General features: G+C 61.5%; 9 protein-coding genes and 1 pseudogene. 8 read left to right on the top strand and 2 right to left on the bottom strand.

Annotated features, from left to right (window positions below; all coding sequences use genetic code 11):
• The 4 genes and pseudogenes from LGH82_RS10390 (at window position 1) to LGH82_RS33630 (ending at window position 5,514) form a co-directional block, all read left to right on the top strand.
• Window positions 1-1,629, top strand: a complete 1,629-nt coding sequence (locus LGH82_RS10390; protein ID WP_227348401.1) for an alpha-D-glucose phosphate-specific phosphoglucomutase — start codon at window positions 1-3, stop codon at window positions 1,627-1,629.
• A gap of 265 nt (window positions 1,630-1,894) precedes the next feature.
• Entirely contained in the window at window positions 1,895-3,877 is a 1,983-nt protein-coding gene (glgX, locus tag LGH82_RS10385; protein ID WP_227348400.1) for a glycogen debranching protein GlgX, read from the top strand.
• 18 nt (window positions 3,878-3,895) lie between these two features.
• Window positions 3,896-4,968, top strand: a pseudogene (locus LGH82_RS10380) (alpha-amylase family glycosyl hydrolase); the annotation flags it as partial.
• A gap of 144 nt (window positions 4,969-5,112) precedes the next feature.
• The gene (locus tag LGH82_RS33630; RefSeq protein WP_413771465.1) at window positions 5,113-5,514 is read left to right on the top strand and encodes an alpha-glucosidase C-terminal domain-containing protein; all 402 of its coding nucleotides are present in this window, start codon (window positions 5,113-5,115) and stop codon (window positions 5,512-5,514) included.
• A 15-nt stretch (window positions 5,515-5,529) separates the two neighbouring features.
• Here LGH82_RS33630 and LGH82_RS10375 read toward each other — a convergent pair whose 3' ends face one another.
• The gene (locus LGH82_RS10375; RefSeq protein ID WP_227348399.1) at window positions 5,530-7,302 is read right to left on the bottom strand and encodes a pilus assembly protein TadG-related protein; all 1,773 of its coding nucleotides are present in this window, start codon (window positions 7,300-7,302) and stop codon (window positions 5,530-5,532) included.
• Window positions 7,303-7,749 carry a TadE/TadG family type IV pilus assembly protein gene (locus LGH82_RS10370; protein ID WP_227348398.1) on the bottom strand — a complete coding sequence of 149 codons (447 nt, stop codon included), beginning with the start codon at window positions 7,747-7,749 and terminating at the stop codon, window positions 7,303-7,305.
• A gap of 286 nt (window positions 7,750-8,035) precedes the next feature.
• Here LGH82_RS10370 and LGH82_RS10365 point away from each other — a divergent pair, with 286 nt between their 5' ends.
• From LGH82_RS10365 to LGH82_RS10350, 4 genes are all read left to right on the top strand, one after another.
• Entirely contained in the window at window positions 8,036-9,628 is a 1,593-nt protein-coding gene (locus LGH82_RS10365; RefSeq protein WP_227348397.1) for a peptide ABC transporter substrate-binding protein, read from the top strand.
• A gap of 62 nt (window positions 9,629-9,690) precedes the next feature.
• On the top strand, window positions 9,691-10,614 hold the full coding sequence (locus LGH82_RS10360) for an ABC transporter permease subunit (protein WP_227348396.1): 924 nt from the start codon (window positions 9,691-9,693) through the stop codon (window positions 10,612-10,614).
• Window positions 10,607-11,725, top strand: coding sequence for an ABC transporter permease (locus LGH82_RS10355; RefSeq protein WP_227348395.1), 1,119 nt, complete (start codon window positions 10,607-10,609; stop codon window positions 11,723-11,725). The genes LGH82_RS10360 and LGH82_RS10355 overlap by 8 nt, the downstream gene beginning before the upstream one ends.
• Before the next feature lie 16 nt (window positions 11,726-11,741).
• On the top strand, window positions 11,742-13,361 hold the full coding sequence (locus tag LGH82_RS10350) for an ABC transporter ATP-binding protein (protein WP_227348394.1): 1,620 nt from the start codon (window positions 11,742-11,744) through the stop codon (window positions 13,359-13,361).
• The last annotated feature ends 4 nt before the right edge of the window (window positions 13,362-13,365 follow it).

Raw genomic sequence — 13,365 nt, 5'->3', positions numbered from 1 at the left:
ATGATACGCACCGTCGCCACCAAACCCTATCCTGACCAGAAGCCCGGCACCTCCGGGCTGCGCAAGAAGGTCCCGGTGTTCCAGCAGGAGCACTATGCCGAGAACTTCATCCAGTCGATCTTCGACGCGCTGGACGGGTTCGAGGGCAAGACGCTGGTGATCGGCGGTGATGGCCGCTTCTACAATCGCGAAGTCATCCAGAAGGCTATCGCCATGGCCGCTGCGAACGGTTTCGGCAAGGTGATGGTCGGGCAGGGCGGCATATTGTCGACACCGGCGGCCTCGCATGTCATTCGCAAATACCAGACCTTTGGCGGCATCATCCTGTCGGCCAGCCACAATCCTGGCGGCCCGCACGAGGATTTCGGCATCAAGTACAATGCAAGCAATGGCGGCCCGGCGCCGGAGAAGCTGACCGACGCGATCTTCGAAAAGACCAAGGTGATCTCGAGCTTCAAGATCGCCGACATCGACAAGATCGACATCGACACGATCGGCACGATCAAGGCCGGCGGCATGACGGTCGAGATCATCGATCCGGTCGCGGACTATGCCGAGCTGATGGAGAGCCTGTTCGATTTCGATGTCCTGCGCAAACTGTTCAAATCGGGCTTCCGCATGCGCTTCGACGCCATGCATGCGGTGACCGGTCCCTACGCCAAGGAGATCCTGGAAAACCGGCTTGGTGCGCCCAATGGCACCTGCCGCAACTTCAAACCTTTGCCGGATTTCGGCGGCCACCACCCGGACCCGAACCTGGTCCATGCCAAGCACCTCTATGACGAGATGATGGGACCGGACGCGCCGGATTTCGGCGCAGCCTCCGATGGCGACGGCGACCGCAACCTGATCATCGGCAAGGGCATTTTCGTCACCCCGTCGGATTCGGTCGCCATGCTTTCCGCCAACGCCAATCTGGCGCCAGGCTACAAGGATGGTCTCAAGGGCATCGCCCGCTCGATGCCAACCAGTGGCGCTGCCGACCGCGTCGCCCACAAGCTCGGCATCGGCATCTATGAAACGCCGACCGGCTGGAAATTCTTCGGCAACCTGCTCGACGCCGGCATGGCGACGATCTGCGGCGAGGAAAGCGCCGGCACCGGCTCCAACCATGTCCGCGAAAAGGATGGCCTGTGGGCGGTGCTGCTGTGGCTCAATATCCTCGCGGTTCGCGGTGAAAGCTGCAAGCAGGTCGTCACCGAGCACTGGGCGACCTACGGACGCAACTACTATTCTCGGCATGATTATGAGGAAGTCGAGACCGAGCGCGCCAATGCGCTGGTCGACGAATTACGCGCCAAGCTCGGCTCGCTGCCGGGCACCAGCGTGCGCGGCATGAAGATCGCCAGCGCCGACGATTTTGCCTATCACGATCCGGTCGATGGCTCGACCAGCGAGCATCAAGGCATCAGGGTGCTGTTCGAAGGTGGTTCGCGTGTCGTCTTCCGCCTGTCCGGCACCGGTACCACGGGGGCAACGCTGCGTGTCTACATCGAGCGCTACGAGCCGGACAAGAACCGGCATGATCTCGACACGCAGGTCGCACTTGCCGATCTGATCGCGGCGGCCGACGATATTGCGGGGATAAAGAGCCATACCGGCCGCAACAAGCCGAGCGTGATTACTTGACGTTGACAGATAGCCGCCCGCTTGAGTTCGACCTGTATGGTGGGGCTCATCCTTGTCCCCTTGTGGGAGAAGGTGGCCGAGCGAAGCTCGGTCGGATGAGGGGTGCTCCAACTTGGCGCATGCCTTTGAAATCGTCGACGCCTCGTTTCTTCCAGCACCCCTCATCCGTCTCTGCGCTGCGCGCCGATCCACCTTCTCCCACAAGGGGAGAAGGTGACGCCCGCTCGCGATACTCCCCACAAGGGACAGGGTGGAAAGCGGTCGCATGAGTTTGCTCGGCGCAACCGTCACCAGCGAAGGCATCCGCTTCGCCGCCTGGTCGTCGACGGCCCGACGCCTTTGGGTCTCGATCTTCGACGGCGCCGGTGCGCGCCAGGTCGAACGGCTTGAGCTACGGCCGGAAGGCGAGGGCGTTCACGCGTTGTTCGTTGCAGGCCTTGGCCCCGGCAGCCGCTACGGGTTTCGCGCCGATGGCGACTACGCGCCGGAGCGCGGGCTCTGGTTCGATCCCGACAAGCTGCTAACCGACCCCTATGCCGTCGAGATCGATCGGCCCCACGTCTATGACTGGCGGTTGGCGCAGCGACGAGGCGAGGGGGCCGACACCGCCCGCCTGGTGCCGAAGTCTATCGCCCGCACTTTGCCGAAACCGGTGCCGGCCTTGCCGCCGCTGTTCCAGCCCGGCGGCCTGGTCTACGAAGTCCCGGTTCGAGCCTTCACCTTGCTGCATCCGGAGATACCGAAAGAACAGCGCGGCACGATAGCGGCTCTTGCCCACCCGGCGATTATCGAGCATCTCAAGAAGCTCGGCGTGGGCGCGGTCGAACTGATGCCGGTGACGGCGTCGATCGACGAGCGTCATCTGCCGCCGCTCGGGCTGCGCAATGCCTGGGGCTACAATCCGGTGACGTTCATGGCGCTCGATCCGCGTCTGGCGCCCGGCGGCCTTGCCGAGTTACGCGAGACAGTCGCCGCCCTGCGCAAGGCTGGCATTGGCGTCATCCTCGATCTCGTCTTCAATCACACCGGTGAAAGCGACAGGCTTGGTCCGACCTTGTCACTGCGCGGGCTCGACAACCCTACCTATTACCGGCACACGCCGGACGGCAGACTGGCCAACGACACAGGAACCGGCAACACGGTGGCGTGCGACCATCCGATCGTCCAGGAGATGGTCCTCGACACGCTTCGCCACTTTGTCAATCACGCCGGCGTCGATGGTTTTCGCTTTGACCTTGCGCCTATTCTCGGTCGGGTTGAGGGTGTGTTCGAAGCCAACGCCCCCCTGCTAAAGGCCATGTATGAAGACCCGCTGCTGGCCGATCGCGTGCTGATCGCCGAGCCGTGGGACATCGGCCCGGACGGCTATCAGCTTGGCAATTTTTCGCCGCCCTTCCTCGAATGGGACGACAGGTATCGCGACGATGTCAGGCGCTTCTGGCGCGGCGATGGCGGCATGGTCGGCACGCTTGCCACACGGCTTGCGGGCTCGTCAGACATTTTTGCCAGGTCAGGACAGCAGGCGAGCCGAAGCGTCAACTTCATAGCCGCGCATGACGGCATGACGCTGGCCGATATCGTTGCCTATGAGCGCAAGCACAACGAGGCCAATGGCGAGCAGAATCGCGATGGTCACGACGAGAACCTGTCGTGGAACAATGGCGTCGAGGGCGAGACAAGCGACGGCGTTGTCGCGATGGCCCGCTTGAATGATCAGCGCGCGCTACTTGCCACGCTCTTCGCCTCACGCGGCACCATCATGCTGACCGCCGGCGACGAGTTCGGTCACACCCAGAAAGGCAACAACAATGCCTATGCGCAGGACAACGAGACGACGTGGCTCGATTGGCAAGCGCGCGATCAACCGCTGGAGCGCTACGCGGCTCTGCTCTCGGCCATGCGCCGCGCCACGCCGTCGCTTCGCGAAACACGCTTTCTGACCGGTCAGGCATTGGAGCGCTCGAACGTGCCCGACGTTGCCTGGCTGTCCGAAATCGGAATACCGCTCGATGAGGCGGGCTGGAACGACCCGGAGCGGCATCGGCTTGTCATGGTCCTGGGTGGCGAGCGCGCGGACGACGGCCGTCTTGCGGTGATCTTCAATGGGGATCGCCGGGCATGTGTCTTCACGCTGCCGCCTCGCGAAGGGTTTTTGTGGGCGCCCGCTGAAGCGAACGACGCAACCGACATATCGAGACAAGTGCCGGGGCGAACGGTCATCTTCATGATCGAGCGCGAGGCCGGATAGTCTTAGGAGAACCTGTGAATGGCTGACAATGCCGAATGGTGGCGCGGCTGCGTCATCTACCAGATCTATCCACGGTCCTTCCAGGACACGACCGGCGACGGCGGCGGCGATCTGCGCGGCATTACCCAGCGTCTCGCCCATGTCGCTTCGCTTGGCGTCGATGCTGTCTGGTTGTCACCCTTCTTCAAGTCACCGATGGCCGACATGGGCTACGACGTAGCCGACTACCAGGCCGTCGATCCGATGTTCGGCACGATCGAGGATTTCGACGAGGTTGTCGCCGAGGCGCATCGGCTTGGCCTGAAGGTGATCATCGATCAGGTGCTGTCGCACTCCTCCGATCGTCACGAATGGTTTGTCGAAAGCCGCACGGGCAGGGATAATCCGAAGGCCGACTGGTATGTCTGGGCCGATGCGAAACCCGACGGCACGGCGCCCTCGAACTGGCTGTCGGTTTTCGGTGGCCCTGCCTGGGAATGGGATTCGACCCGCAGGCAGTATTACATGCACAATTTCCTCGCCTCGCAGCCGGACCTGAATTTCCACAATCCGGACGTGCAGGATGCACTTCTGGAGACGGTCCGGTTCTGGTTGGAGCGCGGCGTCGACGGCTTTCGATTGGATACGGTCAACTACTATGTCCATGATCGCTGGCTGCGCGGCAATCCGCCCCTGGCGTCCAGCGTCGCCGGCACCAACACTGAGACCAACCCCTATCTTTATCAGGAGCATTTGTTCGACAAGACACAGCCGGAGAACCTGGCTTTCCTCCAGCGTTTCCGGGCGTTACTCGATCAATATGACGACCGTGCCGTTGTGGGGGAGGTGGGCGATGAAGGCCGCTCGCTGCGGACGCTTGCCGCCTATACGTCCGGCGGCGACAAACTCAACATGTGCTACACGTTCGACCTGCTCGGTCCGCGTTCTCGGCGGCGCATGTGCGCGGCTGTGTCGAAGCTTTCGAGGCGGCGGTTTCCGACGGCTGGGTTTGCTGGGCGTTTTCCAATCATGATGTCGTGCGCCATGTGACGCGCTGGACCAGGCCGGGCGGCGATCCTGATGCCGTGGCGAGGTTCTCGATAGCGCTTCTGTCCTGTCTGCGCGGCTCGATCTGTCTCTACCAAGGCGAAGAGCTTGGGCTGCAGGAAGCGGAACTGGCGTTTGAGGATCTGCGAGACCCCTATGGCATCCGCTTCTGGCCGGGGTTCAAGGGCAGGGACGGGTGCCGTACACCCATGGTCTGGGAGGCCATAGCCGACAATGTCGGGTTTTCAACGGGCAAGCCGTGGCTCCCGGTTCCGGAAAGCCATCGCGCTCGCGCGGCCGATATCCAGAACGGCGAGAGCACATCCGTGCTCGCCGCCTACAGGGCGATGCTGGCTGTTCGCAAAAAGTATCCGGCACTGGTGCGGGGCTCGATCCGCTTTCTCGATGCCGAAGGTGATGTCCTTGCCTTCATTCGCGAAGGTGACGGCGAGAGATTGCTGTGCGTCTTCAATTTCGCCGGTGAGCCGGCCAACTGGTCCGCTCCACAGCATATCGGCCAGCCGATCGATGTTGGCGCCGGCGGCGTGAACGTGCATGAAGGCGACCTGTCGCTGCCGCCGCTCGGTTGGGTCCTCTCCCGGCTGGGGTGATCCGCGACCGTCGGCTTACTGAACAAGCACCGAGCGCCCGCAGGTCGCGCCGGTAACCCGGACATCGGCCGAGCCGACGCTGACGCCGAGAGTCGAGAGCAGATTGTAAAGCAAATTGTCGACTGGCGCGGTGACGCCATTCAGCACCGCGACCACCGCTGGCGTCACCGTTCCGAGTAAACCGGTCAGGTCAATCCCGAGGCCGAGCGCATTGACCGAAAGCGACAGATTGCTGATCAGCGACGAGGTAAGCGACTGCGTTATATTGCGTGTCGACACGGTCTTTGTCGTCTTGTTTGCGATTTCCGTGGCGTTGAAGGTCAGCGTCTGGGGACTGTTGTTGGTGATCGCCGTTGCCGCGGAACCCATGATCTGCAGCAGGGGAAGGTTGATCAGCAGCAGTTGCAGGCTCACATCCGCGATCTCGGCATTGCTGAACGTCTGCGGCTGGCTGAAGTTGGCGAAGGCGGTGCCGGTGGCACTGGTGTTGGCCAGATGCAGTGCCGCAATGCCTGGCTGCGCGGCGATCGAAACCAGGATGCTGGAGGGGCCGCTCGGGCACGTAATTCCGGTCAACGTGGCCTGGGCGTAGGCCACCTCCACATTGAGCGGCAGATTGACGGCCAGCAGGCTGATGCCGCCACCCAGACCCGAGGTGCCAACGGTGACGGACGACGTAAGCTTGATTCGCGTCTGGGCAGTGCGGACCGTGGTGCCAACCTGGTCGATCGCGAGCCAAGGCGAGGATTGCATGGGTTGGCCGATGGCGATGGTCAGTGTCGTGGCGGTAAGGCCCGGTATGGTGGCGCCGAGGTTCAGCGCGACCTGGTTGGTGCCGTTCGCCAACACGGCGCCGGCGGTCAGCATTCCGATGGCGTTTGCGCTAACCCCAAGACCTGGTGGTCTTTGCCCAATTGCCAGACTGCCGACGCCGCCGAGATCGACAAGCGTGTTGAGCGGGATCTTGACCGTGCTGGTGGCCTTGGCGACGATCGCCTGCAGGGCGAGGGCGCTGGTGCCGTCCAGGCCGGGAACACTGGCCATGGCGGAGGCGATCTGACCGATTGTCGCCTTCGACGCCAGCACGTCCGAATAGGTCCCGGCGGTCAGATTCAACTGGGTCGCCAGGGCACCCATGAAGGAAAGTACGTCGATGTCGGCCGAGACCAGTGCGTTGTAATCCATGACGCTGAGCGAGATGTTGCCGCCTATCAGCCCGCTAAGCAGCGAATTCAGGATACCGCCATTGAGGCTGAGAAGCCTGGAGCCCACCGAAAACGTCGCCATTGGTGTCATGCTGGCGATGGCTTGCGTGCTGATCACAGGGCTGGGGATCAGCGCGCTTGCGAAGAAGCGCGCGGGAATTTTCTTCAAGGTGACTTTGACTGCGTTATAGGGTGTCACCCCTGCCTGGAAGCGTTGGCCGACGCCGACCCCCGATGCCGCCGCGTATTGGCCGGGGGAGATTGACACAACGGTCTGGCCAGCGGTCGGTACGATGGTCTGGCCCGCGTTCTGAACGATGATCCCGGGCATTCCATTGTCGGTGAGTGTCGTCACCACTGCATTTTGAATGTTGGTGATGTTCGATGCGGCGGTGATCGCGGCCAGATCGGTCATTGCCTGGGCGGTGCGGCGTTCCGTGTAGATAGAGCCTTCGTCGATGGCAAAGGCAGCCAGCGCCAGTGCAACGGGCGCGCACAGCGCCGCCATCACGGTAAAATTCGCTTTCTTGTCACTCAGCAACCCGGCGACCCGGCCAATCCCCTCCTGCAGCAGCCGCAGCATTTAGATGCCTCCGACCCTTATCGTTGACTGGCGCGAGATGGTGGTTCCGGGCATGGCCAGATTGGGAAACAGGTTCCAGATCGGCAGGTTGCGGGCGTCATACTGGATGGACACTACGAACTCGCTTCCGTCGGCGACGCTGTCATTGGCCGTGTAGGTCAGCTTGGTGGAGTCCACGAAGGGATAACCGCTGGCGTTGGTGCTGAGAAAACTTGCCACCAGGGTCTGGCGTTCCGTCTGGTTCACTCCGGCAAGTGCCGTGCGCGCGGCGTCGGCCGCGATTTGCTGTATCGAGTTGCTGGCACCGAAATAGATGCCGTATGCAACCATTCCGAGCAGAAGCAGGATGAAAATCGGCGAAAGCAGCGCGAACTCGACCGCCGAAGTTCCCGAAGAATTTGTCCGGAAATGGCGCCTTGGATTCTCAAGATAGTGCTTCTGGAACATGTACAGAGAATGCCAAACCCGCACTGCAGAAACAGAAAACACAAGGCACAACCTGCAGGTGCGCCGAGTTGAATAGCTATTATAATTTTAGATTACTCTGTTTTAGCGTCAGGACACTGACTTAGCGTCAATCAAGACTCTGTTGAAAAGGGACTACCTCCTGTCTAGTCTCCTGCCACCAGCTGCCGAAACGGGAAATCGGCGGCGCGCTGAGAGGGCCAGAATCGGCTCCGGCGTAAACACTCAAGAGGTGTGGCTGAGGGGCCGCGCCAACAGGGAGAACTCAATGCTCAAAAACATGCTGAAGGCGACTGTCTTCGCCACGACCATGACCTTGGCTGCCGGTGCGTTCCATACGCCGGCCTTTGCCGAGACCGTCTACAACCGCGGTACTTCCGCCGAATCGGAGTCGGTGGACCCGCACAAGACCTCGACAGTCTACGAAGCCAACGTCTTGCGCGACCTGTTCCAGGGGCTGGTCATGCAGGACCAGAAGGCAAACCTCATTCCGGGCGCCGCCGAGAGCTGGACCGTGTCCGACGATGGCACCGTCTATACCTTCAAGTTGCGGAAGGACGGCCTCTGGTCGGATGGCACTCCGGTGACGGCCGATGATTTCGTCTACGCCTTCCGCCGCCTTGAAGATCCGGCGACCGGTGCCCAGTACTCCTCGATGCTTTACCCGGTGAAGAATGCGGAGGAATTGAACACCAGCAAAGCCAAGCCCGAAGATCTCGGCGCCAAGGCGATCGATGCAAACACCCTTGAGGTCACGCTCAAGGCGCCGACACCATATTTCCTGGAGATGCTGACCCATCAGGCGACCTATCCGGTCAGCAAGGCCTCCATCGAAAAGCTCGGCGCCGATTGGATCAAGCCGGGTAAACTGGTCTCCAATGGCCCCTATACGCTGGCGGAGTGGGTTCCCAACGATCACATGAAGCTGGTCAAGAATCCGAAATTCTGGGACGCCGCAAGCGTCAAGATCGACACTGTCAACTACATCCCGACCGAAGATCGTTCGTCGGCGATGAAGCGCTTCGAGGCAGGTGAACTCGACAGCTACGACGACCTCCCGACGGAACAGCTCGGTGACCTCAAGACCAAGTTTGGCGATCAGATCCGCGTCGGGCCATACCTCGGCACCTACTACTATGCGGTCAAGACCGACAAGGCGCCGTGGAACAATCCGGAACTGCGCACCGCCATCTCCATGGCGATCGACCGCGACTTCCTCGCGGAGAAAGTCTGGCAGAATTCAATGCTGCCTGGCTATTCGATGGTGCCTCCCGGCATTCAAGGCTACACGCCGGCTATGGCCAAATACGCGGATATGTCGCAGATCGACCGCGAGGACGCGGCCAAGAAGGTCTTCGAGAAACTCGGCTATACGCCCGAGCATCCGTTGAAGATGGAGATTCGCTATAACACCTCGGAAAACCACAAGAATACCGCCATTGCCATCCAGGAACAGCTGAAGCCGCTTGGCGTTGAAGTGACGCTACTCAACACCGACACCAAGACCCATTACTCGTTCCTCCAGCACAAGGGCGACTATGACGTGGCCCGTGCGGCCTGGATCGCCGACTACAAGGATCCTGAAAACTTCCTCGGCATCTCCCGCAAGGCGAGCGGCATCAACTATTCGAATTATGACAGCTCGAAATATGAGGAAGCAATGGACAAGGCCGCCGCCGCCGGCGGCAAGCCTGAAGAGCGCATGAAGGAACTGGCTGAGGCCGAGCGCATCCTCGTTGACGATGTCGGCGTCATTCCGCTTCTCTACTACAGCTATCATGACATCGTATCCACGAAGCTTCATGGCTTCGTGGATAATGTGATGGACGTGCATCCGTCCCGCTTCATCACCAAGGACTAACTCCTTGGCCAAGCCGCCGCTCCATTCGGGGCGGCGGTCGCTCTAGCTGAAGCGGGGCACCTATGCTGCGTTACATATTCCGGCGGCTTCTGACCGCCATTCCGACGCTGTTTGTCATCGTCACCATGGCGTTCTTCCTGATGCGTGTCGCGCCAGGCGGCCCGTTCAACCAGGAGCGGGGACTGAGCCCGGAGATCAAGGCCAATCTCGAAGCCCAGTTCGGCCTTAACGATCCGCTCTGGCTGCAATATGTCCATTATCTCGGCAATCTGCTGCGCGGCAATTTCGGCCCAAGCTACAATATGCCGGATTTCACGGTTACCGAGCTGTTCGCCAAGGGCCTGCCCATTTCGATCCAGCTTGGCGCCTCGGCGCTGATCCTTGCACTTCTGCTTGGGACCCTGCTCGGCACCATTGCCGCGCTCAACCAGAACAAGCCCGGCGACTACGCGGTGATTGCGCTGGCGACCGCCGGCAGCACCATCCCCACTTTCGTCATCGCTCCAGTGATCCAGCTTCTGTTCGGATTGACCTGGAAGCTGCTGCCGATCGGCGGATGGGGCGATGGCGCTTTCATCAACAAGGTCGGCCCGGCACTGACGCTCGCCCTGCCGCAGATCGCCATTGTCGCCAGGCTGATGCGTGGCTCGATGATCGAATCGCTGCGATCACATCATATCCGCACGGCTCGCGCGCTCGGCCTTTCCGACTGGTCCGTGGTGGTCAAGCACGCGCTTCGCGGCGCCATCCTGCCGATCGTTTCCTTCACCGGCCCGGCGGCGGCTGCCTTGCTCACCGGTTCGGTCATCGTGGAGACGATTTTCTCCATTCCCGGCGTTGGCCGCTATTTCGTCGATGCCGCACTCAATCGTGACTACACGCTGGTGATGGGAACGGTGGTGGTGATCGCTCTCTTCACCATCGTCTTCAACCTGATCGTCGACGTCATGTATGCGGTCATCGATCCGAGGGTGCGTTATGACTGACATCGCTGTCACCGCACCAGTCGTTGGACGGTCCTTGTGGGGCGACGCCTGGGCGCGTCTCAAAGCCAACCGCGCTGCCATGTTCAGCCTCTACTATCTCGCGCTGATCGCAATTGTCAGCGTGTTCGGGCCGTACTTCGTGCCGCACCAATACACGACCATCTACGCCGACTATGTGCGCACACCGCCAAGCCTTACGGCCTATCCGAAGCCCGACATGATCGAGACAGCACTTACTGACGCGATCAAGCGCATGCGGGTCGACATCAAGGAGTGGAAGCAGGACCGCGAGCGCGTCACCGTCACCGTCACCTCGACCAAGCCGATCGATGACCGCAACATCCGTTACCTCGACCGTTCCGATGCCTTTTACGACACGAAAATCGAGAACAAGTCACCGGACGGGCTCGAGATGGTCATGAGCACGTCGGTCAAGCAGCAGTATTTCCTGTTCGGTACCGACAACACGGGCCGAGATCTCCTGTCGCGCACGCTGGTGGCCGGGCGCATATCATTGGCCATCGGCCTACTCGCCGGCGTCGTGGCGGTGGTGATCGGCGTTGTCTATGGCGCCGCGGCGGGTTTTTCGGGCGGCAAGGTCGACGAGGTGATGATGCGCATCGTCGACGTGCTCTATTCGCTGCCATTCATCTTCTTCGTCATTATGCTGGTGGTGTTCTTCGGCCGCAACTTCGTGCTGATGTTCCTGGCTGTCGGCGCCGTACTGTGGCTCGACATGGCGCGCATCGTGCGCGGGCAGGCGCTGTCGATCCGGCGGCAGGAATATGTCCAGGCGGCGGAAGCCATGGGCGTCGGCCGGCGCGGCATTCTCTTGCGCCACGTCATTCCCAACCTGCTTGGCCCCGTGGTGATCTACATGACGCTGCTGGTGCCGCAGGTCATCATCCTGGAGAGCTTCCTGTCGTTCCTTGGGCTCGGTATCCAGGAGCCTATGACCAGCTGGGGCGTGCTGATCTCGGTTGGCGCCAAGAACATCGGCACCGCCAACTGGCTGCTTCTGTTTCCCGCCTTCTTCCTCGTTTCGACGCTGTTCGCCCTGAATTTCGTTGGCGACGGCCTGCGCGACGCACTCGACCCAAGAGATCGATAAGATGGGGATCGTTGATATGGCTGCTCCCGAAACGATCCTCAGCGTCAAGGACCTTCGCGTCCGCTTCCGTACCCTCGATGGCGCGGTTGAAGCGGTGAAGGGCATCAACATCCACGTCAATGCGGGGGAAACGGTCGCCGTGGTCGGCGAATCCGGTTCCGGCAAGAGCCAGACGATGATGGCGGCGATGAGCCTGCTGGCGTCCAACGGCGAGGCGACCGGCAGTGTTGACTATCGCGGCCGCAATCTTCTGAAGCTGAGCAAGTCCGAACTGAACAAGGTCCGTGGCGCCAAGATCAGCATGATCTTCCAGGAGCCGATGACGTCGCTTGATCCGCTCTATTCGATCGGCAACCAGCTGATCGAGCCGATCCGCCGTCATCGAGGTCTTGGCGTGGCGCAGGCGAGGGAAGAGGCGCTCAAGCTGCTGCGGCTGGTGCACATTCCCGACCCCGAGCGCAGGATGAAGTCTTATCCGCACGAGATGTCGGGCGGCCAGCGCCAGCGCGTGATGATCGCCATGGCCCTTGCCAACGACCCCGACATCCTGATCGCCGACGAGCCTACGACCGCGCTCGACGTGACCATCCAGGCGCAGATCCTCATGCTTCTGGCCGAACTGCAGCGCAAGCTCGGCATGGCCATCGTCTTCATCACGCACGATCTCGGCATTGTCCGTCGCTTCGCTGACAGGGTTTATGTCATGCGCCAGGGCGAGGTCGTCGAGGAAGGCGAGGCGGAAGCCATCTTCGTCAATCCGCGGCATGCCTATACGAAAATGCTGCTGGCGGCGGAGCCGACGGGGACCAAGGCGCCGCCGCCCGCCAATGCCCCGGTGCTGCTCGAAGGCAAGAATGTCGAAGTGACATTCAGGATCGGCGGCGGTTTCCTCGCCGGCGAGCCGCTGATGCTGCGTGCCGTCGATCACATCTCGATCCGGCTGCAACGCAACCAGACCATCGGCATTGTCGGCGAGTCCGGATCGGGCAAATCGACGCTTGGCCACGCCTTGCTTCGGCTGTTGCCGAGCGACGGCCTGATCCGCTTCGGCGATCGCGACATTTCCACGGCCGACCGACAGGCCATGCGGCCGCTGCGACGCGAAATGCAGCTCGTCTTCCAGGATCCGTTCGGCTCATTGTCGCCGCGCATGACCGTCGGCCAGGTTATCACCGAAGGACTGCTGGTGCATGAGCCAAGCCTTTCGGGCAAGCAGCGTGATCAACGCGCGGTCGAGGCCTTGCGCGAAGTCGGCCTCGATCCCAACGCCCGCAACCGCTATCCGCATGAATTCTCTGGCGGGCAACGGCAGCGCATCGCCATCGCCCGGGCCATGATCCTGAAACCGAAGCTGGTGGTGCTGGACGAGCCGACCTCGGCGCTCGACCGCTCGGTGCAGAAGCAGATCGTCGAACTGCTGCGCAAGTTGCAGGCCGACCACGAACTATCCTACCTGTTCATCAGCCACGATCTCTCGGTCGTGCGCGCCATGGCCGATTACATCATTGTCATGAAGCAGGGCAAGATCGTCGAGGAGGGGCCGACCGAGGCGATCTTCAGCAACCCGCAGGCGCCCTATACGCAGACGCTGATGAATGCAGCCATCGATGTCACGCGGTTTCGGCTGAGCGCCTGAAAGG

Origin of the sequence: Mesorhizobium sp. PAMC28654, from assembly GCF_020616515.1 — a bacterium.
Lineage (GTDB): Bacteria > Pseudomonadota > Alphaproteobacteria > Rhizobiales > Rhizobiaceae > Mesorhizobium.
The sequence above is the reverse complement of the archived record's forward strand: the minus strand, read 5'-3'. Positions and strand labels throughout refer to the sequence as shown.

Excerpts from the sequence above, each read along its gene's own strand:
- LGH82_RS10360 (WP_227348396.1), top strand. The coding sequence starts at position 9,691 with ATGCTGCGTTACATATTCCGGCGGCTTCTGACCGCCATTCCGACGCTG.
- LGH82_RS10370 (WP_227348398.1), bottom strand. The coding sequence starts at position 7,749 with ATGTTCCAGAAGCACTATCTTGAGAATCCAAGGCGCCATTTCCGGACA.
- glgX (WP_227348400.1), top strand. The coding sequence starts at position 1,895 with ATGAGTTTGCTCGGCGCAACCGTCACCAGCGAAGGCATCCGCTTCGCC.
- LGH82_RS10390 (WP_227348401.1), top strand. The coding sequence starts at position 1 with ATGATACGCACCGTCGCCACCAAACCCTATCCTGACCAGAAGCCCGGC.
- LGH82_RS10350 (WP_227348394.1), top strand. The coding sequence starts at position 11,742 with ATGGCTGCTCCCGAAACGATCCTCAGCGTCAAGGACCTTCGCGTCCGC.
- LGH82_RS10375 (WP_227348399.1), bottom strand. The coding sequence starts at position 7,302 with ATGCTGCGGCTGCTGCAGGAGGGGATTGGCCGGGTCGCCGGGTTGCTG.
- LGH82_RS10365 (WP_227348397.1), top strand. The coding sequence starts at position 8,036 with ATGCTCAAAAACATGCTGAAGGCGACTGTCTTCGCCACGACCATGACC.
- LGH82_RS33630 (WP_413771465.1), top strand. The coding sequence starts at position 5,113 with ATGGTCTGGGAGGCCATAGCCGACAATGTCGGGTTTTCAACGGGCAAG.
- LGH82_RS10355 (WP_227348395.1), top strand. The coding sequence starts at position 10,607 with ATGACTGACATCGCTGTCACCGCACCAGTCGTTGGACGGTCCTTGTGG.